Raw genomic sequence first — 24,882 nt, forward strand, 5'->3', positions numbered from 1 at the left:
GAAGTATAAATTCACAAGCAAAATCGCATTTTTCAGGTATAATAATGGATTCCCCAACTGCATTTTGTGAGCTGAATCCATGTCTGTTGTTCTGCCCTTGCGCGGTGTAACCGCCCTTTCCGATTTCCGTGTTGAAAAACTCTTTCAAAAAGCAGCCGCACTCGGCCTGCCCGAAGTCAAATTAAGCAGCGAATTTTGGTATTTTGTCGGTAGCGAAAAAGCACTTGATGCCGCGACAGTCGAAAAACTGCAAGCCTTACTGGCAGCGCAAAGCGTTGAACAAACGCCCAAAGCGCGCGAGGGCTTGCATTTATTTTTGGTAACGCCCCGTTTGGGTACGATTTCGCCGTGGGCTTCCAAGGCGACCAATATCGCCGAAAACTGCGGTTTGGAAGGCATTGAGCGTATTGAACGCGGCATGGCCGTATGGTTGGAAGGTGCGCTTACCGACGGGCAAAAACAACAATGGGCAGCCCTATTGCACGACCGCATGACCGAAAGCGTGTTGACCGACATCGATGCAGCGGCGCAACTGTTCCACCACATCCAATCGGAAACCTTCTCCAGCGTAGATGTATTGGGCGGCGGTAAAGAGGCATTGGTCAAAGCCAATACCGAAATGGGCTTGGCGCTTTCAGCCGACGAAATCGATTATCTGGTTGAAAACTACCAGGCTTTAAACCGCAATCCGACCGATGTTGAATTGATGATGTTCGCTCAGGCGAACAGCGAGCACTGCCGCCACAAAATCTTCAACGCTGACTTCATCCTCAACGGCGAAAAACAACCGAAATCCCTCTTCGGCATGATTCGCGATACACACAATGCGCATCCCGAAGGCACAGTCGTTGCCTATAAAGACAATTCGTCCGTGATTGAAGGCGCAAAAGTCGAGCGTTTCTATCCGAATGCGGCGGAAAACCAAGGCTACCGTTTCCACGAAGAAGACACCCATATCATCATGAAAGTGGAAACGCACAACCATCCGACCGCCATCGCGCCGTTTGCGGGCGCGGCAACAGGTGCGGGCGGTGAAATCCGCGATGAAGGCGCAACAGGCAAAGGCTCACGTCCGAAAGCGGGCTTAACCGGCTTTACCGTTTCCAACCTGAATATCCCTGGCTTGGAGCAGCCTTGGGAACAAGCCTACGGCAAACCCGGTCATATTGCTTCTCCACTAGACATCATGATTGAAGGCCCGATCGGCGGCGCAGCATTCAACAACGAATTCGGCCGTCCGAACCTCTTGGGCTACTTCCGTACCTTTGAAGAAAAATTTGACGGTCAAGTCCGCGGCTATCACAAACCGATTATGATCGCCGGCGGCTTGGGCAGCATTCAGGCACAACAAACACACAAAGACGAAATCCCCGAAGGCGCATTGCTGATCCAACTGGGCGGCCCGGGTATGCTCATCGGCTTGGGCGGCGGTGCAGCCTCTTCCATGAACACCGGCACAAACGACGCATCTTTGGACTTCAACTCCGTACAACGCGGCAACCCCGAAATCGAACGCCGCGCGCAAGAAGTCATCGACCGTTGCTGGCAGCTTGGCGACCAAAACCCGATTATCTCCATCCACGATGTCGGCGCAGGCGGCCTGTCCAACGCCTTCCCCGAACTCGTCAACGATGCCGGACGCGGTGCGGTATTCAAACTGCGCGAAGTGCCGCTGGAAGAACACGGCCTCAACCCGCTGCAAATCTGGTGCAACGAATCGCAAGAGCGTTATGTGTTGTCCATTTTGGAAAAAGATTTGGACACCTTCCGCGCCATCTGCGAACGCGAACGCTGCCCGTTTGCCGTAGTCGGCACGGCGACCGACGACGGTCATTTGAAAGTGCGCGACGATTTGTTCTCCAACAATCCTGTCGATTTGCCGTTGAACGTCTTGCTCGGCAAACCGCCCAAAACCACGCGCACCGACAAAACAGTTACACCGTCCGAAAAACCGTTTAACGCGGGCGATATCGACATTACCGAAGCCGCCTATCGCGTTCTGCGCCTGCCTACCGTAGCGGCTAAAAACTTCCTGATTACCATTGGCGACCGCAGCGTTGGCGGCATGACCCACCGCGACCAAATGGTCGGCAAATACCAAACCCCCGTAGCCGACTGCGCCGTTACCATGATGGGCTTCAATACCTATCGCGGCGAAGCGATGTCTATGGGCGAAAAACCGACCGTCGCCCTGTTTGACGCGCCTGCTTCGGGCAGAATGTGCGTCGGCGAAGCCATCACCAACATCGCTGCGGTCAATATCGGCGACATCGGCAACATCAAACTCTCCGCCAACTGGATGGCAGCGTGCGGCAACGAGGGCGAAGACGAAAAACTCTACCGCACCGTCGAAGCCGTTTCCAAAGCCTGTCAGGCATTGGATTTAAGCATCCCCGTGGGCAAAGACAGCTTGTCGATGAAAACCGTGTGGCAGGATGGCGAAGAGAAAAAATCCGTTGTTTCGCCGTTGAGCCTGATTATCTCCGCGTTTGCGCCAGTGGAAGACGTACGCAAGACTGTTACGCCCGAATTGAAAAACGTCGAAGACAGCGTATTGCTGCTGGTTGACTTGGGCAACGGCAAAGCGCGTATGGGCGGCTCTGCATTCGGTCAGGTTTACAACAACATGACTGGCGATGCGCCTGATTTGGACGATACAGGCCGTCTGAAAGCGTTTTACAATGTGATTCAACAGCTTGTCGCCGAAGACAAACTCTTGGCATACCATGACCGCAGCGACGGCGGCTTGTTTGCGACGCTGGTGGAAATGGCGTTTGCGGCACGTTGCGGCTTGAATGTGGATTTGACTTCACTGGTTGCCAACCAAGCCGATGTCAACGTAGCAAGCATCCGCGCATTGTTCAATGAAGAGCTGGGCGCAGTGATTCAAATTGCCAAACAAGATGTAGCAGCCGTAGAAGCCTTGTTTAAAGAAGCTGATTTGGCACTGCATACCGTTGCCACCATTGGTTCTGACGAAAGAATCGTTATCCGCAATCAGAAAGGCATCGTATTGGGACAAAACCGCGCCGACCTGCAACGCGCATGGCAGGAAACCAGCCACGCCATCCAACGCCTGCGCGACAACCCTGCCTGCGCAGACAACGAGTTTGCCCTGATTGACGACAACGAACGCAGCGCATTGTTTGCCGACGTGAAGTTTGATGTAAACGAAGACATCGCCGCGCCGTTTATCAACAGCGGTGCAAAACCCAAAATCGCCATCTTGCGCGAACAGGGCGTAAACGGACAAATCGAAATGGCCGCCGCCTTTACCCGCGCCGGATTTGATGCCTACGACGTGCATATGTCCGACCTGATGGCAGGCCGCGTCCACCTTGCCGACTTCAAAATGCTGGCGGCGTGTGGCGGCTTCAGCTACGGCGACGTACTCGGCGCAGGCGAAGGCTGGGCGAAATCGATTCTGTTCCACCCTGCTCTGCGCGACCAATTTGCCGCCTTCTTCGCCGACCCGAACACGCTGACATTGGGCGTGTGCAACGGCTGTCAAATGGTCAGCAACCTTGCCGAGATTATCCCGGGCGCAGACACATGGCCTAAATTCAAACGCAACCTGAGCGAACAGTTTGAAGCGCGCCTGAGCATGGTTCATGTTCCGAAATCCGCGTCGCTGATTCTGAACGAAATGCAAGGCTCCAGCCTGCCTGTTGTGGTCAGCCACGGCGAAGGCCGCGCCGACTTCGCGCTTCACGGCGGCAACATTTCTGCCGATTTGGGCATTGCGCTGCAATATGTGGACGGTCAAAACCAAGTGACCCAAACTTATCCGCTCAACCCTAACGGCTCGCCTCAAGGTATCGCCGGTGTGACCAACGCCGACGGCCGCGTTACCATCATGATGCCGCATCCGGAACGCGTGTACCGCGCCGCACAAATGAGCTGGAAACCGGAAGACTGGACGGAACTCTCCGGCTGGTACCGCCTCTTCGCCGGAGCAAGGAAGGCTTTGGGTTAACCGGCAGGCTGATTTGATTCGGCTCTAAAGAAAAGGTCGTCTGAAAACGATTTAGCGAACCTCGCTATATCTGTTTTCAGACGACCTTTATATGTTCTTTTGCGTATAAAGACCAAACCGACCGCCGTCATTCCCGCGCAGGCGGGAATCCAGACCCCTGCATTTCAGAAATATTTAAAGATTACTGTAAATCCAAGCTTCTGGATTCCCGCCTGCGCGGGAATGACGGCCTAGATTTTTTTGTCCCGAACCTATATATACAAACAAACTTAATTAAATTTATAGAAAAGATTTGGAGAAGCTTATGTCTAACATAGTAATTTTTAAAAACATGCCGAATGATAATGAATTTATTGAATGGATTGATGAAAACCCAAAGGGATTTGTATTAAATATACATCGACGTCAAGACCCTTCTAATATTCATGAAAGTCATCCTCGGATACATTTTGCTAATTGTAGCCAACTGAATAAAAAGCCGGGAAGCAGTACAACTGGAGACTATTTCAAAGTTTGCTCAAACTCAATTGAAGAACTTGAACAATGGAGCTGGGTCAAATATCAAAAAGGGCTAAATCCATGCAGAATCTGTAAGGAAAAAGGATTACCGGTAGAACAGCTCACAGGAATACAAAATTTTCAGGTAACTTCTGCCCTATCCTTAAAATCTGATATATACAAACTCGAAAAACGTTTAGCCTCCGAGGCCAATTCAAACAAGCGAACCGAAATTGAAACTTTGATCAAAGCCCGTTTAGGGCAAGGCAGATTCCGGCAAAAACTACTCGAACTGTATCCGAACTGCCCACTAACAGGTCTAGATGTTCAGTCTTTACTTATTGCCAGCCATATTAAACCTTGGAGCAAGTGCAACAATGAAGAGCGTTTAGACCCCTCCAATGGTCTGATGCTCGCACCTCATATCGACGCATTATTCGATAGCGGTCTGATTACGTTTGATACCGACGGGACGATAAAAATCCACCCGACAATCGATCCGGAAAATCAAAAGCGGTTAGGAATTGCTCCCGATATGAAATTAAAAATTAGACCGGAAAGCGAAAAATATTTCGAGTATCACCGCAACCATGTCTTCCAAAAAGAAGAATAAATAGTGTTGAACAGTCTATTAATTTAAGGTCGTCTGAAAACGATTTAGCGAACCCCACTATATTTGTTTTCAGACGACCTTTTTGCGTCCTTTTGCGTATAAAGACCAAACCCGTCGCCGTCATTCTGTATAATTCCCTCTTTTAAACTATAATCGACATATTCAGACGGCCTTTCCCGACATTATGACTCGACAAGCCTTTATCCTCAGCGATTGCGAATTTTCCGAATGCGGAGAAAAGCCTTACGCCCTGTTGACCGCGAATCCGACAAAGGAACACCACTTCGTCGCCCAGACCGAGCAACGGCAGCACGCACATAATCCGCAGGTCAGCCCGCAAAACCAAAACGTTTATCGCTTGCCGCTGTCTATGTTCCATACTGGCAAAAAAGCCTGCGGCAAAGAACAAAACCGCAGCGAAGCGATAAGCGTCAACATCATCGGCAACTTGGCTGCGAAAAACCTCTATACGCTGACCTTTGTCGAAGATTCCGCCAACCAATACAATCTGGAAAGCTGGTTCAACCGTCATGAAAGCGGCTACGAAGAGGCCTGCAATCATCTGCGCACCTTACCTGCAGGCCGTCTGAAAACAACTACGGCAAATGCCGATTCCGTCAAAGTACCGGATGCCTTGTGGCGGATATTGCGGCTGAAATTCCTCGGTATCCTGCGCAATCCGCACAACCACAAAAACCTGTTTGCCCACCGCCTGCACCAAACACTTCGGGCGCGGCTGCCGGAAGTCGGTTTTGAATTTGTCCGCTTGATCAGCAAACGCGACCCCAAGCGCATCGAAGCCATTATGCAGGACTACCGTTTCACCTTTCTCGGCTATGTCGATTGGCTGGGCGGGCTTTACGGTATGTTGAGCGAAGGCGTGGCGCAACCGTCGTTGTTTGAACGGCTGTTTTGTAATATCTTTGCCGAACCCGAAGCAGTGAAAATCGAATTGTTCCGCTATCCTGAAAACACGGGGCTATGCCTGTTTGGCGACAGCAGTTTCTGCCTGCAAGCCTCGGCCAAACTATTCAGCGTCGGCGTTAATATCTCGCATGACATGTTTGCCATCGTGCACCTGCAAACCGACCGTTGGCACGCGTTTAAGAATACCTTTCATCACGATGCGCCCAAACTGCAAGGCCAAGTGCGGATTATCGACGGCGATCAAACCCAAAGATTGCTGTTCAACCGACTGTGCATCCATCAAGCCCATGAAGCCGTGTTCGGCCAAAGCCCTAATATCAAAGATTATTTAGAGGCCGTCTGAACCCCAAACCAGAAGAAAGCATATGAAAATCACGCCAATTAAAGCCCTAAACGACAACTACATCTGGATGATTCAAGAAGGCAACCATGCCGCCTGCGTCGATCCGTCCGATGCCACGCCCGTTTTGAAATTCCTCGTCCACAACCGCCTGATGCTGGCGCAAACATGGATTACCCATCCGCACCCCGACCATACCGGCGGCGCAAAAAGCCTGTTCCACGGCTTTTTGGAATCCCCGATCTATGGCGAAAGCGACATCGACGTAGCAACGCATACCGTCACCGCAGGTACGCAGTTCCCGTTTGGCGAAGGCTTGGTTACCGTCTGGACTACTCCCGGCCATACCGACCGCCACATCAGCTATCTGCTGGAAAATTCAGACGGCCTGCACGTTTTCTGCGGCGATACCTTGTTCTCAGCCGGTTGCGGCCGCGTATTTACCGGCACAATCGAGCAGCTTTACGACAGTTTCCACCGATTCAACCAGCTGCCCGAAGAAACGCTGTTTTATCCGGCGCACGAATACACCGCCTCCAACCTGCGCTTTGCCCAGTATATCGAGCCGGACAATGCCGACATTCAGACGGCCTTGGCCGCAGCCGAACACACGCCGACACTGCCTGTCAGCCTGGCGCACGAACGCAAAGTCAATCCGTTTTTCCGCATACACCTGCCCCAAGTTCGGGCACGCGCCGAAGAATTGAGCGGACGAAAATTAAACAGCGAACTCGAAGTCTTCGCCGCTTTGCGTGAATTGAAAAATCAATTTTAATTGGGCTTGATCCCTAAAGAATAAGGCCGTCTGAACAATACCTGTTCAGACGGCCTTTATTATTCAGGGATTATTCCCATTCAATCGTGGCAGGCGGTTTGCCGCTGACATCATAAACCACGCGGTTGATGCCTTTGACTTCGTTGATGATGCGGTTTGACACGCGGCCAAGCAGCGAGTATGGCAGCTCAGCCCAGTGCGCAGTCATAAAGTCGCTGGTAATCACGGCACGCAAGGCAACGACGTAATCGTATGTGCGGCCGTCGCCCATCACGCCGACGGATTTCACAGGCAGGAATACGGCAAAGGCTTGGCTGGTCAGGTCATACCAAGATGTGCCGTTTTCATCGGTAGTATTGCGTAATTCTTGAATGAAAATATCGTCTGCCTGACGGAGCAAGTCGGCGTATTCTTTTTTCACTTCGCCCAAGATACGCACACCCAAACCCGGGCCTGGGAACGGATGACGGTACACCATTTCGCGTGGCAGGCCCAAAGCCACGCCCAATTCGCGTACTTCGTCTTTGAACAAATCGCGCAAAGGCTCAAGCAGCTTGAGCTTCATGTTTTCAGGCAAGCCGCCGACGTTGTGGTGGGATTTGATGGCGTGGGCTTTTTTGGTTTTCGCGCCTGCGGATTCGATTACGTCCGGGTAAATCGTACCTTGCGCCAACCATTTGGCGTTAGTGAGTTTTTTCTCTTCAGCGTCAAATACTTCGATAAATTCCGCACCGATGATTTTGCGTTTTTTCTCCGGATCGGTCACGCCGGCAAGTTTCGCCAAAAACTGCTCTTCGGCATCAACGTGAATCACGCGTACGCCCAAGTTGCGGGCAAACATATCCATCACCATTTTGCCTTCGTTCAAACGCAACAAACCGTGGTCAACAAATACGCAGGTCAGTTGATCGCCGATGGCGCGGTGAATCAGTGCCGCCGCTACGGAAGAGTCCACGCCGCCGGACAAGCCTAAAATCACTTCGTCGCTGCCGACTTGTTCGCGGATTTTGGCAACGGCTTCTTCGATGTAGTTTGGCATGGTCCAGCTTGGTTGTGCGCCGCAAATATCCAAGACAAAGCGGTTCAACAGCGCGCGGCCTTGTTTGGTGTGGGTCACTTCAGGGTGGAATTGGATGCCGTAGAATTGTTTCTCAGCGTTTTCCATCATGGCAATCGGGCAAGACGGTGTATCGCCGATGACAGAGAAGCCGGTAGGCAGTTTGGAAACTTTATCGCCATGGCTCATCCATACGTCGAGCGTGTTTGGCGCATCGTCTTGAATGCCGCGTGTCAGCTCGCTGTCGATGGTTTTAACTTGCGCATAACCGAATTCGCGTTGGTTACCCGGGGTAACTTCGCCGCCCAAGTGGTGCGCCATAAATTGCATGCCATAGCAGATGCCCAAAACCGGAATGCCCAAATCAAAAATACCGGTATCGGCTTGATAATCGGATTCGTAAACGGAATTAGGACCGCCGGAGAGGATAATGCCTTTCGGATTGAAGGCTTTAATTTCTTCCAAAGGCATGTCGAAAGAATGCAGTTCGCAGTAAACATGGGCTTCGCGCACGCGGCGGGCGATCAGCTGGGTAACTTGCGAGCCGAAGTCGAGAATAAGGATTTTGTCTTGGGTCATGGCGGAAACTTTGCAAAATGTAAGAAAACAGTGCGGCCGGGAGGGTAAATTTCAAATTTAAACCACAAGAAAAAAGGCCGTCTGAAACGGCGGATTATACCATTGTTTAGACGGCCTTTATAGGGCAAAACCCAAATCTCTCATCTTTCTATTTTGTGTGTTTCTCAGGAATCATATCGCTGCGCGAGAGCAACAGCAGGCAACCTAACACGACCATGCCGACGGCCAGCAGCGGCGAGAGGTAAATCCAGTAGCTCATGTGCAGATAAATGGCTGTACCGATATAAACCAGCATCGGGCCGGAAACGATAGACTGTTTGTTGATGCCGTCCATAATCAACACGGCAAAGCCCAAAATAATTAATGCACCGGCAATCATGGTCGATGTCGCAGGCAAAATATCCGTAGCGCGTAAAAACCAAATCGCACCAAAGATAATCAAAAACAAAGGCAGAAAAAGTGAGGGGCGGGACATAACAACGCTCCGTAAAGGTTTCAGACGGCCTGTATTATTGGGTGCGCCGGCCATGCAGGCAAGATATAAAAATGCAATCTTGTGTGTAATTATGCAAAGGTTGGCACAACAAAAAGGCCGTCTGAACAGAGGCAAATCGAAATCGAATATTTCAATTTTTCCTGTTACAGACGGCCTTTTAAAGAATCAGGCTTTGCCGGTGCTGCCGAATCCGCCTTCACCGCGCTCGCTGGCGGCAAACTCGTCCACAACCTTAAACGCAGCTTGGACAACCGGCACAATCACCATCTGCGCGATACGCTCCATCGGCTCGATGGTAAACGCTTCTTTACCACGGTTCCACAGAGAAACCTTCAATTCGCCTTGATAATCCGAGTCAATCAAACCGACCAAATTGCCCAAAACAATACCGTGTTTATGGCCCAAACCGGAACGCGGCAACAAAATGGCTGCATACGCGGGGTTGGCCAAATGCACCGCCAAACCGGTCGGCACGAGATATACATCGCCCGGCTGCAATACAACAGCTTCATCCAAGCAGGCACGCAAGTCCAAACCGGCAGAACCGGGCGTTGCATAAGCAGGCAGGGAATCGGCCATTTTCGGATTTAAGATTTTCAGTTCGACTTCGGTTTGCATGACGGGACTCCGTATTGTTCTATATTGGAAAGGGCTACGATTATACACAAATGCCCTTGAGGCCGTCTGAAAAAACGGAGTATGATTCAGTCAGACCTAAGGAGAAAAATCATGGATCTGCACAATATCCGCGAAGATTACAGCAAACGCGAGCTGTCGGAAGCCGAATGCCACGCCGACCCGATTGTCCAATTTGAGCAATGGCTGAACGAAGCGATTCACGCCGAAGTCAACGAGCCGACCGCGGTCAACGTTGCCGCCGTGGGCGAAGACGGCAGGCCCAATAGCCGCATGGTACTACTGAAAGAAGTCAACCCCAAAGGCTTTGTTTTCTTTACCAATTACCACAGCCGCAAAGGCCGCTCCTATACGGCACACCCCTTTGCCGCCATGACTTTTTTCTGGCCGGAACTCGAACGCCAAGTGCGTGTTGAAGGACGCATTGAAAAACTCGACGCAGTCGCTTCGGACGAATATTTTGAAAGCCGTCCGTATACCAGTCGTATCGGCGCATGGGCAAGCGCGCAAAGCGAAGTGATTTCCAACAAAGCCGTATTGGTGGCCAAAGCCGCGGCCGTCGGTGTCAAACATCCCCTGCATGTTCCCCGCCCGCCGCATTGGGGCGGATACCTCGTTATTCCCGACCGTATCGAATTTTGGCAAGGCCGCCCCAGCCGCCTGCACGACCGCATCCAATACCGCCTGGTTGACGGCAACTGGATACGCGAACGCCTTTCGCCATAATTTTCGGATTTTCAAACAAAAATTTACTGGTTGAGTTACAATACAGCCTTTCATCGGCAGGCCGTCTGAATCTGATTTTCAGACGGCCTTTTCCCCCAATCCAACCCCTGCCGCAACCGCCGCAGAAGAACCGCTTTTTCAAGCGAGTTAGGAAAAATCATGTCCAAACAGCCTTCCAGCAAACGCCAATGGCGCGACGGCGTATCGTCTACCGCCAAAAAACCTTCCAAACCGGCCAAATCCTTTGCCAATAAAAAACGTCCAGACGATGAGCGAAAAACATCAGGCAAACCTTACGGCCAAAAAGTTTCAGACGGTCCCAAAGCTCAAAATACCGCCCCAAAACAACGTGCCGCCAAAGCCAAAAAACTGGTGGTCCGCAACCCAAACCAAAAAATCATGGAGCACGCCCGCGATTTGAAAGAACGCCGCAGCGACCTTTCCCGCTTTGAACCCGAGCGTCTGCAAAAAGTCCTGGCTGCTTCCGGCGTCGGCTCACGTCGAGAAATGGAAGAATGGATCAGCAACGGCTGGGTAACGGTCAACGGACGCGTAGCCCAACTGGGTGAAAAAGTCACGCCCGACGACCACGTTACCGTCAAAGGCAGCATCATCAAACTCAAATGGGCAGACCGCCTGCCACGCATCATCCTCTACTACAAACAAGAAGGCGAAATCGTTTCCCGCGACGACCCGCAAGGCCGCGTCAGCATTTTCGACCGCCTGCCACAAGCAGCCAGCAGCCGCTGGGTAGCCATCGGCCGTTTGGACATCAATACCAGTGGCCTTTTGATCCTGACCACTTCAGGCGAACTGGTTCAACGCTTTGCCCACCCCAGCTTTGAAGTCGAACGCGAATACGCCGTGCGCGTATTGGGCGAGTTGACCACCGAACAAATGCGCGTCCTGACCGAAGAAGGCGTGATGCTCGAAGACGGTTTGGCAAAAGTCGAACGCATCTACGAACAAGGTGGCGAAGGCGCGAACAAATGGTACAACGTCGTCATCAAAGAAGGCCGCAACCGAGAAGTACGCCGCATTTTTGAAAGCCAAGGCCTGACCGTCAGCCGCCTCGTCCGCGTAGGCTTTGGCCCCATCGGTCTGCCAAACCGCCTCAAACGCGGCCAGTTCTACGAACTCAATCCGGCAGAAGTCGCCAACATCATCAAATGGGCAGATATGCTGCTGCCTGGCGAACGTCGCCGGAAGAAAAGTTAATGTAAGATAAATCGGGGCTGAGACTTTTGCAAAATCGTCTCAGCCTTATAACATCTTGCTTTAGTCATAAAAATCAAGAGAATTAAAACTCAAATCTCTTAGCACAAAACATATTATTACAAATTTATTCCATTTATTTTAAATATTTGAATAATTTATATTTTTTCTACTTTATTATTAAATATAAGCAGAGCTGCTCCAACCTTCACAAGGCTGTACTCAATAATAGCCTATCCCTTCATCTCAACTAATCGGTATATTTACTACTTCCCAATACATCCAAATTTCCAAATGCTTTGGCATAAATTTCTTATTTATAAGATAATGCTATTTCTTTAATCATTATAAAAAAGGGGAAACTATGTTTGATTTTATAAAGCGGAAATTTCGTGAAGCCATCATTGACCCGATTTCCGACAGTGTTCGAGAAAAACAGGAACAATTGGCAGAAACGGCTTCTGAATATGCGGCACCAAGCGTTTTCTACCTACTCTTCGCCATTACAGGAGCAGTAGCCGTCATTTTGGTTTTACTTAGCCTTTCACTCTATATAGGCCAGCTTTTGGGCAGCTACCTATACGGACTATTTATCTTTACCTCATTTTTTATCTTATTGTTTTTATTTGTATGGGCCATGCATTCTCGTATTGAAACAGCCGTTAAAAAAACCGTATATGAGCTTTTAAAGCCATCAACAGATGCCGATGTTACGATTCCTTTGGTGGAGGCGGAAGTTTTAGAAGAAACGGAAATCAAACGTTTGGAACAACATTAAAATTTTGAAAGGTTGTCTGGAAAATATGCAGACGGCCATTTACCCTAGTTATAACTAGAACAAACCCTAAATAAAAATTTAAATAAAAATACCTTCAAATTACCAATACACTGCTCATAAGTACCCATAACAACATATCCTTAGGAGCTTAAATCATGCCCCGTTTCTTCCTGAAAACCATTTCCATACTCACTTTGGCAGCTTTGACTGCGTGTTCCGGTCCACTCGACCGATCAGACTCGTCAACCGAAAATCTTCAGGGCGCACCGGAATCAGCATTGTCTGCTGCTGCCGTTGCTGAAGAAAATCTGTCTCTTGCAGAAAACACCGAACGCTACCAAGAACAACCTGACCAACCGGTTAAATCCGTTGCTCAAGAACCTGTTTCCACATTCAGCATCGATGTCGATACCGGCAGCTACGCTAACGTCCGCCGATTTCTGAACAACGGCGAACAGCCGCCTAAAGATGCTGTACGGATTGAGGAAATCGTCAATTACTTCCCTTATAACTATCCACTGCCTACTGACGGCCGTCCATTTGCCGTTCATACTGAAACCATTGATTCTCCATGGCAACCGGAAGCCAAGCTGATCAAAATCGGTATCCAAGCACAAGACACGGCAAAGAAAGACCTGCCGCCTGCCAATCTTGTGTTCCTCGTGGACGTATCCGGCAGTATGGATGAAGAAAATAAACTTCCGTTGGTTCAAAAAACGCTGCGTACCTTGACCCAACAATTACGTCCTCAGGACAAGGTTACCCTGATTACCTATTCATCAGGCGAAGAGCTAGTGCTTCCACCCACATCAGGTTCAGATAAAGAAACCATCCTACAAGCCATCGACAAACTGAAAGCCGAAGGCTCGACTTCGGGCGAATCCGCTTTACGCATGGCCTACGAAGAAGCGCAAAAAGCCTTCGTACCCAACGGCATCAACCGTATCCTGCTGGCAACCGATGGCGACTTTAACGTTGGCGTATCTGATACCGAAACGCTCAAATCCATGGTTGCCGAAAAACGTAAAACCGGTGTTTCACTCAGCACGCTAGGATTCGGTACAGACAATTACAACGAAGACATGATGGAACAAATTGCTGATGCAGGAGACGGCAATTACAGCTATATCGACAACGAAAAAGAAGCGAAAAAAGTTCTGCAGCAGCAACTGACTTCCACGCTTGCCACCGTTGCGCAAGATGTCAAAATCCAAGTCGAATTCAATCCTGCCACTGTCAAAGAATACCGCTTGGTCGGCTACACCAACCGCACCCTGCGTAATGAAGACTTCAACAATGACAAAGTAGATGCGGGCGATATCGGCTCAGGCCACAGCGTGACCGCCATCTATGAAATCATCCCGCAGGGCAAACAAGGCTGGCTGAACGAATCACGCTATCAAAAAGCCCCTGCCGCCAAAGGCAGTAAAAACGAATACGCCTTTGTCAAAGTACGCTACAAACTGCCTGGAGAAAAAGACAGCAAGCTGATGGAACAAGCAATCCCCGTTGGCAGCAAACCGCTGGAGCAAGCCGATAAAGACACCCTGCTCGCCCTGGCCGCAGCTTCCTATGCCCAAGCCCTGCGCGGCGGCGAATACAACGGCAAACTGGGCTGGAGCGACATTGAAAAAATGGTACAGAAAGTCCAAGGCGACGATCCGTTTGAGCTGAAATCGGAATTTCTCCAATTGGTACGCATTGCCGCCGGTAGCGAAAAGAAATCAGGTCCTTTGGTTAAAGAATAAAACCTGAAAAAGGCCGTCTGAAAAACATTCAGACGGCCTTTTAATTAAACTTTTTATTTTTCCGATTTCAACACCCGTTGACGGCGGGTTTCACTCAATACCATGCCCGCGCTGACGGAAACGTTCATGCTTTCTACCGTGCCAAACATCGGAATCGATACCAGCATATCGCAATGTTCGCGCGTCAGGCGGCGCATGCCTTCACCTTCGTTGCCCATTACCCAGGCCACGCTGTCGGGCAAGTCGCAGTGGTAAAGGTCGGAGTCGCCGCCCATATCCGTACCGACAATCCAAATGCCGTATTCTTTCAGCTCACGCAAAGTACGGGCAAGATTGGTTACGGTAATATACGGTACAGTTTCCGCCGCGCCACAGGCAACTTTGCTGACGGTCGCATTCAGGCCGGCGCTTTTGTCTTTGGGTGCAATCACGGCATGTACGCCCATCGCATCGGCAGTACGCAGGCACGCGCCAAGGTTGTGCGGATCGGTAATGCCGTCCAATACCAGCAAAAACGGCGGTTCGCTCAGGTTTTCCAACACATCTTCCAAATGAACATGGTTTTTGGAAGCATCGATAAACCCGACCACGCCCTGATGACGCGCCCCTTTGCTGATGGCATTCAGGCGGTCGGCATCGGCAAAATGCACGCGCACATTTTCAGAGGCCGCTTTATCCAATACATCGCGGGTGCGTGCATCGGATTTGCCCTCTTGGATATAGAGTTCGGTAATCGATTTCGGGTTTTGCCACAAACGGGCATTGACGGCGTGAAAGCCATAGATGAGTCGTTGGTTTGCCATGTTTTTGCTTTATCGAAAAATTCAGACGGCCATTATAACAAGTAAGGCCGTCTGAAAATTTTTTATTTCATCAAATAACCGAGTATGCCCGAAGTGCCAACGCCGATTAATACCGTCATCAACATCGAAAACCGGCTGGACGCCAATACCGTCAAAGCAATAGCAATCAGCTCATGCGGTTTGTCCGACACAAAATAAGGCGCAATCACGGAAATCAACACACAGCCCGGCGCGGCCTCCATAACCACTTGCGCACGATGGCTCAATGTACGGTTGCGCAATGCAAAAAAGCCGATTAATCGGGTTGAATAGGTAACAGCCAACATGCTTAAAAACAGCAGAAACGATTGCAGCGACAACAAATCCTTCATTTTTGCTCTCCCCACAAATACGCCGCCAACAAGCCCGACAACGTTCCGGCCGGAACATACCATGCGCCATCCACGGTCAAATAAGTTGCGCACGCCACAATCAGGCTGACAAACCAAGGGCGTGAAGCCGCAAAGCTCTTCCACATACCGCGCAGCAACACCAAAAACACCGCAGGAAACGCCATGCCGAAGCCCCAAGCCGCCACATCGCCGAAAAGCGGGCCAACTGCAGCGCCAAATGCCGCAAAACCAATCCAAGTTACATACAAAATAAAACACACGCCGGCATAAAACGGCATATTGAACGCAGGCAAACCTGCCGCCTTACGCTTTTGAATTTCAGCAAACGCCATTGCCCAGCTTTCATCACACATAAAAAACAGCGCGGGCATCGCCTTTTTCAGCGGTATATCCCTCATATACGGCGCAATCGCCGCCCCCATCAGGATATGGCGCGAATTAATCATAAACGTAACTGTTGCAATCAGCATAATCGGTAAAGGATTTGCCCACAAATTGACTGCGGCAAATTCCGAACCTCCGGCAAAGTTCATGCCCGTCATCAACAGCATTTCCAGCCAACTCATGCCCTTTTGCCCGCCCTGCATGCCCAAAATCAGCGCCCACGGCAACAAGCCGATCAGCATGGGGGAACATTCTTTGATACCGCGCAGAAATTCCGATTGAGGAGAAGCAGTGTGATTCATTTTGATTGAAACGGTTTATTAAAAAGAAGCGACGTATTATAAATCAGGCCGTCTGAACAAGGGTATAATACGGAAAAATTAGATTTATTTACGGAAACCGATATGACCCACACCGTCCATCTGCAGTTTGAAGAAATTGACAATACCGTGTTGCAACGCCTGTGCGGCGCGCTCGACAGCAATCTTGAAGCCTTAGGCAAAGCCCTTGATATCCAAATCAGCCGCCGCTTCGAACATTTCACCTTCATGGGTGAACTGGCACACGCAGGCCGTCGTGCCTTGCTGTTGCTTGCCGAAGCCGCAGAAAAAGGCGACTTGGACGACAACGCCATCAGCCTCGCGGCCGTCGAAGCAAAAACCGCTGATGAAAAACACGAAGAAAAACACCACGACCAACAATACTATTTCCGCACCAAACGCGGCAGCATCGGCGGCCGCACCCCGCGTCAAAACGGCTATATCCGCGCCTTGCTCAACCACGATGTCGTGTTCGGCTTAGGCCCTGCCGGTACGGGTAAAACCTATCTTGCCGTTGCCGCCGCAGTCGATGCCATGGAAAAACACCAAATCGAACGCATCGTTTTGGTTCGCCCCGCGGTCGAAGCAGGCGAAAAATTAGGCTTTCTGCCGGGCGATTTGGCGCAAAAAGTCGATCCCTACCTGCGACCGCTTTACGATGCACTGTATGATTTAATGGGCTTCGACCGCGTAACCAAATTGATGGAAAAAGGTTTGATTGAAATTGCGCCGCTGGCCTATATGCGCGGCCGCACCTTAAATGGCGCGTATGTCATTTTGGACGAAGCGCAAAACACCACGCCCGAACAAATGAAAATGTTCCTGACCCGTATCGGCTTCGGTGCCAAAGCAGTCATTACCGGCGACATCAGCCAAATCGACCTGCCGCGCAACATCAAATCCGGCTTGAAAGATGCACGCGAAAAACTGCGCGATGTAGAAGGCCTGTATTTCCACACCTTCACCAGCGAAGACGTCGTCCGCCATCCTTTGGTGCAGAAAATCGTCGAAGCCTATGAAGCAGCAGAAGAACAAGCTGAAAAGAAAAACGGCGAATAATCTTTTCAAACACTTCAGGCCGTCTGAAAATCAAATTTCAGACGGCCTTTCTACATCATTCTCCCCATAATACTGCTATAATCCGAAAATCAAGTAAAACAACGACTTCAAAAGGAAAAATATGACCCTCAAGCCACCCGTCCGAATCGCCGTTACCGGCGCGGCAGGCCAAATCGCCTACGCCACCCTCTTCCGCATTGCCGGCGGCATTATGCTCGGACGCGACCAACCCGTTATCCTGCAGCTGCTCGACCTGCCACAGGCACAACAGGCATTGCGCGGCGTAATTATGGAAATGCAGGATTGCGCCTTCCCACTCCTTGCCGACATCTTCGCCACAGACGACCCCGAAGTCGCCTTCAAAGATGCCGACATCGCCCTCTTGATTGGAGCGCGCCCGCGTACCCAAGGCATGGAGCGTGCCGACTTGCTGCACGCCAATGGCGAAATTTTCAAAGTACAAGGCGCGGCGTTGAACAAAGTTGCCCATCGCAACGTTAAAGTCCTCGTCGTCGGCAATCCGGCCAATACCAACGCCTACATCGCCATGAAATCTGCACCCGACATCCCGCCGGAAAATTTCACCGCCCTGATGCGACTCGACCACCACCGTGCCGTCAGTCAAATTGCCGAAAAAATCAACCGCCCGATTACTTCCATCGAGCAAATGTGCGTTTGGGGCAACCACAGCCCAACCATGTACGCCGACTACCGCTACGCCACCAGCAACGGCGAGTCCGTCCAAGACATGATTACCGAACCCGACTGGAATACCGAAGTCTTCATGCCGAAAATTGCCGGACGCGGTGCCGCCATCATCGCTGCGCGCGGTTCATCATCTGCAGCCTCTGCCGCCAATGCCGCCATCTACCACCTGCGCGACTGGTTGCTCGGCAGCAGCGGCAAATGGATAACCATGGGCGTTCCATCCGACGGCTCTTACGGCATTCCCAAAGGTTTGATTTTCGGCTTCCCCGTCATTTGTGACGAAGGCAGCTACCGCATCGTCCAAGGCTTGGATTTGTCGGACGAATTCAGCCAAAAACGTATTGCCGCCACACTGGCCGAATTAGAAGAAGAACGTTCAGCCATCCAGGATCTACTCTAAAATAAAGGCCGTCTGAAAACCAAATTTCAGACGGCCTAAATAATTAAATGCCCGTTCTACAATCATTTTTAAAAGCTAGAATGGCACTCTTTGTCCTTGCTTATCTTTAAGATGCCATTGACCTGACGGTGTACAACCGCCACCACTACCGCCGACAGCATAATGATCACAATTCGGATCAAGACGTTTTCCTTGAGAATATGAGCCATTTGTCAAATCGTCCCCATCAAAGGAACTGCATGAGCCGGTGAAAGCTACGCAAAACAGGATTAAAAATTTCTTCAACATTCACATCACCTTTTTTTAAACATTGCAGCCTAGATAAAGTTCCCACACTATCGACATGAGCTACACTGCGTGAGCAAAAAAAACCAATCCTGCCTTGCTCATGGTTGTATTGCCGCCGATATATGTACCAAAATTTCCATTGCCATCACTCAAAGAAAAACCACTGCTAGAAACTCGAAATAAGCACCTTGCAAGATTAAAAACATAAAAAAATTATCAAAATAATTTTATATACATGTGACAAATTTTTTGCGACTTTGTTTCTTATGGTTTTGCTTTTTTATAAAGCTCGCTCTCACAATATGAAAATTATCCAATACCTTTACTGTGCAAGCCTTATTCCGCTACATCAATGCACAAATATTTCAGTTCCAAATACTCATCCGCACCATATTTGCTACCTTCACGTCCCAAACCGCTGCGTTTTACGCCGCCAAACGGTGCTACTTCATTACTGATTAAGCCCGTATTGATGCCGACCATGCCGTATTCCAAGGCTTCGCCGACGCGCCATTGGCGGGCGGTGTCGGAAGTGAAGAGGTAGGCCGCCAAACCGTATTCCGTATTGTTCGCAGCCTCGATAACTTCGGCTTCGGTTTCAAAACGGAACACTGGACACAAAGGCCCGAAGGTTTCCTCGCAAGCTACCGCCATTTGCGCCGTTACGCCACTTAAAACAGTCGGCTCAAAAAACGTTCCGCCCAACGCGCTGCGTTTGCCGCCGGTCAGGCAACTTGCGCCTTTAGCAAGCGCGTCGGCGATGTGCTGCTCGACTTTTTCCACCGCTTTTTCCTCAATCAGCGGCCCTTGGTTCACGCCATCCTCCAAGCCGTTGCCCAATTTAAGCGCCGCCACTTTTTCACTCAATTTGCGGCAAAATGCGTCGTAAATGCCGGATTGAGCATAAACGCGGTTGGTGCAGACGCAGGTCTGGCCGCTGTTGCGGAACTTGCTGGCAAGCGCACCTTCGACGGCTTTGTCCAAATCGGCATCATCAAACACGATAAACGGCGCGTTGCCGCCCAGTTCCAAACTGAGTTTTTTAATATCTGCCGCGCTGTCGGCAAAAATTTTCGCGCCGACTTCGGTTGAGCCGGTGAAGCTGATTTTGCGTACAGTCGGATTTGTGGCAAATTCATGGCTGATTTCCGAAGCACTACCGCTGACAACAGGCAACAAACCCTGCGGTACGCCGGCTTCATAAGCCAAAACGACCAATGCATACGCACTCAAAGGCGTGAGCGATGCAGGTTTGACTATCATCGCACAGCCCACCGCCAAAGCAGGCGCGGCCTTGCGCGCAATCATCGCAGACGGGAAGTTCCACGGCGTAATCGCAGCGGTAACGCCGACAGGCTGTTTCAGTACAACCAGTTTTTGCGACGCTTTCACACTTGTCAGCACATCGCCGTCAATCCGCCGCGCCTCTTCCGCAAACCAGCGCACAAACGAAGCCGCATAATCAATTTCACCACGCGCCTCAGCCAGACTTTTGCCCTGCTCCATCGTCATGATCCGCGCCAGTTCTTCTTTGTTTTCTTTAATCAAAAAATACCAACGCCACAACACATCGGCGCGCTCCAACGCAGTTTTTGCCGCCCATAATTTTTGTGCCGTCTCCGCCTTTTGAATCAAAAGCTTCAGGCCGTCTGAATCAGTCTTACGGACAAACGCCAAAGCCTCACCTGTTGCAGGGTTATCAACTTTAATGGCATCTGAGATCGGAGAAAAGGAAATATCGGGATGGTTGAGCAAACGGGCAAAATCTTTCATGAGAAACGACCTTTCTAAAACCGAGGATATACGTTCATTATCATATTCATACCATGAAAGCGCAACTGAATCGCAAAATAAGACAACAGCAAAGGCCGTCTGAATATCTTACAGCCGATCTTTGGTTTAGCGACATCATATTCATCTCAATAACGAATGAAATACGATTATTAATACTCTACCTAAAAAGGATAAGACACATGTATTACAACAATTTGCTATAATACGAAACTCATCTCAACCCTCATTCAAAATTCCATTTTCAGACGGCCTTTGTCTGTTTGTAAGGCCGTCTGAAATATTTTCCGTCCATCCTCTTCTGCCGAGCCATGATTCCATCTGATTTCATTGACGAGCTTTTGTCCAAAGTCGATATTGTCGATATTATCGACGAACAGGTTCCGCTGAAGAAAGGCGGGGCGAACTATATGGCCTGTTGTCCGTTTCACAAGGAAAAAACGCCGTCGTTTTCGGTCAGCCCGACCAAGCAGTTTTACCATTGCTTCAGTTGCGGGGCGCATGGTTCGGCGATTGGTTTTGTGATGGAACATCAGGGGCTGTCGTTTCCGGAGGCGGTGCAGTTTTTGGCTGATCGCGTCGGTATGACGGTGCCTAAAGTTCGCGGGCAGGAAGACAACCCCGAAATCCGTGCCGAACGTAAGAAAAAACAGCAGACTTTGGAAGAAACGACGGCAGCGGCAGCGGATTTTTACGCGCAACAGTTGAAATTGAATCCGGAGGCGAAGGCTTATTTAGACAAACGCGGCTTGAGTGCGGAAGTCATCGCGCATTATGGCTTGGGCTATGCACCCGACGGTTGGCAACCTTTGGCGCAAGTGTTCCAACCGTACCCGAATACTGCGTTGGTGGATACAGGCATGGTCATTGATAACGAAGGCAAACATTACGACCGCTTTCGCCATCGGATTATGTTCCCTATCCGTAATCCGCGTGGACAGGTAATCGGCTTTGGCGGCCGCGTATTGGACGACTCCAAACCCAAATACCTAAACTCTCCCGATACTCCTTTGTTCGATAAAGGGAAAAACCTTTACGGGCTATATGAAGGGCGTGCTGCCGTAAAAGAGGCAGGACGGATTTTGGTGGTCGAAGGCTACATGGACGTGGTCGCATTGGCGCAGTTCGGCGTCGGCTACGGCGTAGCGGCTTTAGGTACGGCAACCACGGCGGAACACGTCAAAATCCTGATGCGTCAGGCCGACAGTATTTATTTTTGTTTTGATGGCGACAGCGCGGGGCGTAAAGCGGCTTGGCGCGCGCTGGAAAATGCGTTGCCGCAATTAAAAGACGATAAATCACTGCATTTTCTATTCCTACCTGAAGAACACGACCCTGACAGTTACATCCGCGCCTACGGCAAAACGCAATTTGAAGATGCCCTGTTAAACCAAAGCAAGCCCCTATCGGAATACTTTTGGGAACATCTTTCAGACGGACTCAACCTCAATACGCAAGAAGGCAAAGCAGAGTTGGTCAAAACCAGTTCTCCGCTTTTGGCTCAGATTACCGCGCCGGCATTGGGCTATCTTCTGAAACAAAAACTCAGCGAGCTCGTAGGCATTGACCCTGACAACCTTGCCCAGTTACTCGGGCAAGAAGCGCCAAAGCGGCACGTCAAACAAAAAAGTTACAAACTGCCGCCTATTTCTGTCAAACAGCCAACCATGCTGACACTGGTTCAAAGACAGATACGCAGCCTCTTGATAAATCCGGCTTGGGCTTCATATATAGACCTGCCCGATTATCTGGCTTTAAGTGGCGATTTTGCCTGCCTTGCCAATTTGGCCGAAACCATCAAGAATCACGACACGACTCCAGCAACCGCACAAGTGCTGGAATATATGCGCGGTTCGCCCTATGAGGAAACCGTCAATCAAATTTTTTTATCGACCCTTCATTCTGAAGAAATGGAAGGGGATAACGAAGAAGATTGCGAAAGTTTCCAAATTGGCATGAAAAAGTTGTTAAATGAATTAAAATACAGTCAAATCGAAACTTTAAAGCAAAAAAGTATTCAAACTGGTTTGACCGAAAATGAAAAAAAACTATTGCTGTCGCTTTTGACGGCAAAGCAAAACTAACCCCTCAGGCCGTCTGAACAATCTAAACACACGCTGCGAAACATGACACGCAGAACACTCCATCTGTAATATTTTCAGACGGCCTCAGAGTATTAAAGTGAAATCTGATTTCACAACAAAAAGCTCTGCTCCGCCTTCAGGTACGGCCACATCACCGTAAACCGTCGGCATCCTATCAACCTAGAGAGCAATCCATGTCTAAAAACCAAAACTACGAAGAATACCAAGACCAAGATGACAACCGTCCCTTGAGTATCGAAGAGCAGCGCGCCCGTCTGCGTCAACTCATTATCATGGGTAAAGAACGCGGCTACATCACTTATTCCGAAATTAACGACGCCTTGCCCGACGATATGTCCGACGCCGAACAAATCGACAACATCGTCAGCATGATTTCCGGCTTGGGTATCCAAGTAACCGAGCAAGCCCCCGATGCTGAAGACATCCTCTTGAGCGACAACGCCGCCGCCATGACCGACGACGATGCCGTTGAAGAAGCCGAAGCAGCACTCTCCAGCGCAGATTCAGAATTCGGCCGCACAACCGACCCTGTGCGTATGTATATGCGTGAAATGGGTCAAGTCGATCTGTTGACGCGTGAAGACGAAATCATCATTGCCAAAAAAATTGAAAATGCACTGAAAAACATGGTGCAGGCAATCTCCGCCTGCCCAGGCTCGATTGCCGAAATTCTGGCGTTGATCGAGCAAGTCCGCAACGACGAAATCCGTGTGGATGAAGTCGTTGAAGCCATCATCGACCCTAATGAAGTCTTGTTGAACGAATTGGGCTTGGGTCATTTGGAAAATGCCAAACCTGATGACGAAGAAGGCGAAACCGTTAGTGATGATGAAGATGGCGACGAGGAAGATGAAGACGACTCCGGCGGCGACTCTGAAGCCATATCCGCCGCCCATTTGGCCGAACTGAAACAAAAAGTTTTGGAACACTTCGCCTTTATCGAGAGCGAATACGGCAAAATGATCAAGCAGTTGGAAAAACACGGCAGCCAACACGCCAACTACCTGAAGCACCGCGATGCCATTGCCAACAAACTGTTAGAAGTCCGTTTTGCCACACGTCAAATCGAAAATTTGAGCAGCAACCTACGCAGTCGCGTTGAAAGCATCCGCAAACTCGAACGCGAAATCCGCGATATCTGCATCGACCGCGTACGTATGGAACGCGACTACTTCATCGAAAACTTCCTGCCTGCTATTACCGATTTGGAATGGGTTGAAAAAGAAGTAGCCAAAGGCCGAGTATGGGCAAATGCTTTAGATCGTTTCCGCCACGCCATCCTCGAAAAACAAGCCGAGCTGGCCAATATGGAAACCGAAACCCGCATTTCTATCGAAGAGTTGAAAGAAATCAACAAAAACATGGTGCTGAGCGAGAAAGAAACCTCAGCCGCCAAACAGGAAATGATTCAGGCCAACTTGCGTTTGGTTATTTCTATTGCCAAAAAATACACCAACCGCGGCTTGCAGTTCCTTGATTTGATTCAAGAAGGCAATATCGGTCTGATGAAAGCGGTAGACAAATTCGAATACCGCCGCGGCTACAAGTTCTCTACTTATGCCACATGGTGGATCCGTCAAGCGATTACCCGCTCCATCGCCGACCAAGCGCGTACCATCCGTATTCCGGTTCACATGATTGAAACCATCAACAAAATGAACCGTATCTCGCGCCAATACCTGCAAGAAACCGGTGAAGAACCTGATTCCGCCAAACTGGCCGAGTTGATGGAAATGCCGGAGGACAAAATCCGCAAAATCATGAAAATCGCCAAAGAGCCGATTTCCATGGAAACACCGATTGGCGACGACGACGATTCGCACTTGGGCGATTTCATCGAGGATGCCAACAACGTTGCACCGGCAGAAGCTGCGATGTACACCAGCCTGCACGAAGTAACCAAAGAAATCCTCGAAAGCCTGACGCCGCGCGAAGCCAAAGTGTTGCGTATGCGTTTCGGTATCGATATGAATACCGACCACACGCTCGAAGAAGTCGGCAAACAATTTGACGTAACCCGCGAACGTATCCGTCAAATCGAAGCCAAAGCCCTGCGCAAGCTGCGCCACCCGACCCGCAGCGACCGCCTCCGCAGCTTCCTCGACAGCGAAGAAAACAAATCGTAAAAGCAAACCGCAGGTTGAAAGACCTGCGGTTTTTTATGGAATACAAAAAGGCCGAGACCTTTGCAAAATTCCCCAAAATCCCCTAAATTCCTACTAAGACATTTAGGGGATTTCCCATGAGCACCTTCTTCCAGCAAACCGC

At 50.1% G+C, this 24,882-nt stretch carries 19 protein-coding genes; 12 read left to right on the forward strand and 7 right to left on the reverse strand.

Annotation, left to right across the window (positions count from 1 at the left end):
* Positions 1–79: 79 nt before the first annotated feature.
* From purL to gloB, 4 genes are all read left to right on the forward strand, one after another.
* Positions 80–3,976, forward strand: coding sequence for a phosphoribosylformylglycinamidine synthase (gene purL, locus O3682_RS08780; RefSeq protein ID WP_371509642.1), 3,897 nt, complete (start codon positions 80–82; stop codon positions 3,974–3,976).
* Between the two features lie 304 nt (positions 3,977–4,280).
* Positions 4,281–5,087 (forward strand): HNH endonuclease, encoded by an 807-nt coding sequence (locus tag O3682_RS08785; RefSeq protein WP_371509644.1) that lies wholly within the window; start codon positions 4,281–4,283, stop codon positions 5,085–5,087.
* A 184-nt stretch (positions 5,088–5,271) separates the two neighbouring features.
* Positions 5,272–6,357, forward strand: a complete 1,086-nt coding sequence (locus tag O3682_RS08790; protein WP_371509645.1) for a hypothetical protein — start codon at positions 5,272–5,274, stop codon at positions 6,355–6,357.
* 22 nt (positions 6,358–6,379) lie between these two features.
* Positions 6,380–7,129 carry a hydroxyacylglutathione hydrolase gene (gloB, locus tag O3682_RS08795; RefSeq protein ID WP_371509646.1) on the forward strand — a complete coding sequence of 250 codons (750 nt, stop codon included), beginning with the start codon at positions 6,380–6,382 and terminating at the stop codon, positions 7,127–7,129.
* Between the two features lie 70 nt (positions 7,130–7,199).
* Here gloB and guaA read toward each other — a convergent pair whose 3' ends face one another.
* The 3 genes from guaA to dut form a co-directional block, all read right to left on the reverse strand.
* The gene (gene guaA, locus O3682_RS08800; RefSeq protein ID WP_070461856.1) at positions 7,200–8,765 is read right to left on the reverse strand and encodes a glutamine-hydrolyzing GMP synthase; all 1,566 of its coding nucleotides are present in this window, start codon (positions 8,763–8,765) and stop codon (positions 7,200–7,202) included.
* A gap of 148 nt (positions 8,766–8,913) precedes the next feature.
* Positions 8,914–9,240 (reverse strand): hypothetical protein, encoded by a 327-nt coding sequence (locus O3682_RS08805; protein ID WP_164836687.1) that lies wholly within the window; start codon positions 9,238–9,240, stop codon positions 8,914–8,916.
* A 186-nt stretch (positions 9,241–9,426) separates the two neighbouring features.
* Complete coding sequence (gene dut, locus O3682_RS08810) at positions 9,427–9,879, reverse strand: dUTP diphosphatase (RefSeq protein WP_371509649.1); 453 nt, start codon at positions 9,877–9,879, stop codon at positions 9,427–9,429.
* Between the two features lie 111 nt (positions 9,880–9,990).
* Between dut and pdxH the strand changes: the two genes are divergently transcribed.
* The 4 genes from pdxH to O3682_RS08830 all read left to right on the forward strand — a co-directional run bounded on the left by pdxH (position 9,991) and on the right by O3682_RS08830 (position 14,364).
* Positions 9,991–10,623 carry a pyridoxamine 5'-phosphate oxidase gene (gene pdxH / locus O3682_RS08815; RefSeq protein WP_371509650.1) on the forward strand — a complete coding sequence of 211 codons (633 nt, stop codon included), beginning with the start codon at positions 9,991–9,993 and terminating at the stop codon, positions 10,621–10,623.
* A 159-nt stretch (positions 10,624–10,782) separates the two neighbouring features.
* Positions 10,783–11,841 (forward strand): pseudouridine synthase, encoded by a 1,059-nt coding sequence (locus tag O3682_RS08820; protein WP_003686367.1) that lies wholly within the window; start codon positions 10,783–10,785, stop codon positions 11,839–11,841.
* 361 nt (positions 11,842–12,202) lie between these two features.
* Positions 12,203–12,616 carry a hypothetical protein gene (locus O3682_RS08825; RefSeq protein ID WP_371509652.1) on the forward strand — a complete coding sequence of 138 codons (414 nt, stop codon included), beginning with the start codon at positions 12,203–12,205 and terminating at the stop codon, positions 12,614–12,616.
* Between the two features lie 155 nt (positions 12,617–12,771).
* A complete protein-coding gene (locus tag O3682_RS08830; RefSeq protein WP_371509654.1) occupies positions 12,772–14,364 on the forward strand; it encodes a vWA domain-containing protein in 1,593 nt (530 codons plus the stop codon).
* A gap of 53 nt (positions 14,365–14,417) precedes the next feature.
* Here the strand turns inward: O3682_RS08830 and rlmB are convergent, their stop codons facing one another.
* The 3 genes from rlmB to O3682_RS08845 form a co-directional block, all read right to left on the reverse strand.
* Entirely contained in the window at positions 14,418–15,167 is a 750-nt protein-coding gene (rlmB, locus tag O3682_RS08835) for a 23S rRNA (guanosine(2251)-2'-O)-methyltransferase RlmB (RefSeq protein WP_004520319.1), read from the reverse strand.
* 62 nt (positions 15,168–15,229) lie between these two features.
* Positions 15,230–15,538 carry a branched-chain amino acid transport AzlD family protein gene (locus O3682_RS08840; RefSeq protein WP_371509656.1) on the reverse strand — a complete coding sequence of 103 codons (309 nt, stop codon included), beginning with the start codon at positions 15,536–15,538 and terminating at the stop codon, positions 15,230–15,232.
* Positions 15,535–16,245: an AzlC family ABC transporter permease gene (locus tag O3682_RS08845; RefSeq protein WP_371509658.1), complete on the reverse strand. Its 711-nt coding sequence runs from the start codon at positions 16,243–16,245 to the stop codon at positions 15,535–15,537. Before O3682_RS08845 ends, O3682_RS08840 begins: the two co-directional genes overlap by 4 nt.
* A 102-nt stretch (positions 16,246–16,347) precedes the next feature.
* Between O3682_RS08845 and O3682_RS08850 the strand changes: the two genes are divergently transcribed.
* On the forward strand, positions 16,348–17,322 hold the full coding sequence (locus O3682_RS08850) for a PhoH family protein (protein WP_371509660.1): 975 nt from the start codon (positions 16,348–16,350) through the stop codon (positions 17,320–17,322).
* 121 nt (positions 17,323–17,443) lie between these two features.
* Positions 17,444–18,430: a malate dehydrogenase gene (locus O3682_RS08855; protein WP_371509662.1), complete on the forward strand. Its 987-nt coding sequence runs from the start codon at positions 17,444–17,446 to the stop codon at positions 18,428–18,430.
* Between the two features lie 624 nt (positions 18,431–19,054).
* Here the strand turns inward: O3682_RS08855 and O3682_RS08860 are convergent.
* Complete coding sequence (locus O3682_RS08860) at positions 19,055–20,491, reverse strand: NAD-dependent succinate-semialdehyde dehydrogenase (RefSeq protein WP_371509663.1); 1,437 nt, start codon at positions 20,489–20,491, stop codon at positions 19,055–19,057.
* Positions 20,492–20,820: 329 nt separating this feature from the next.
* On the opposite strand from O3682_RS08860, the gene dnaG reads away from it, so the two are divergent.
* Together dnaG and rpoD are read left to right on the forward strand one after the other, a co-directional pair.
* Positions 20,821–22,593 (forward strand): DNA primase, encoded by a 1,773-nt coding sequence (gene dnaG / locus O3682_RS08865; RefSeq protein WP_371509665.1) that lies wholly within the window; start codon positions 20,821–20,823, stop codon positions 22,591–22,593.
* Between the two features lie 194 nt (positions 22,594–22,787).
* Positions 22,788–24,740, forward strand: a complete 1,953-nt coding sequence (rpoD, locus tag O3682_RS08870) for an RNA polymerase sigma factor RpoD (protein ID WP_371509667.1) — start codon at positions 22,788–22,790, stop codon at positions 24,738–24,740.
* The last annotated feature ends 142 nt before the right edge of the window (positions 24,741–24,882 follow it).

The organism is Neisseria sp. 27098_8_112, from assembly GCF_041433235.1.
Classification (GTDB): domain Bacteria; phylum Pseudomonadota; class Gammaproteobacteria; order Burkholderiales; family Neisseriaceae; genus Neisseria.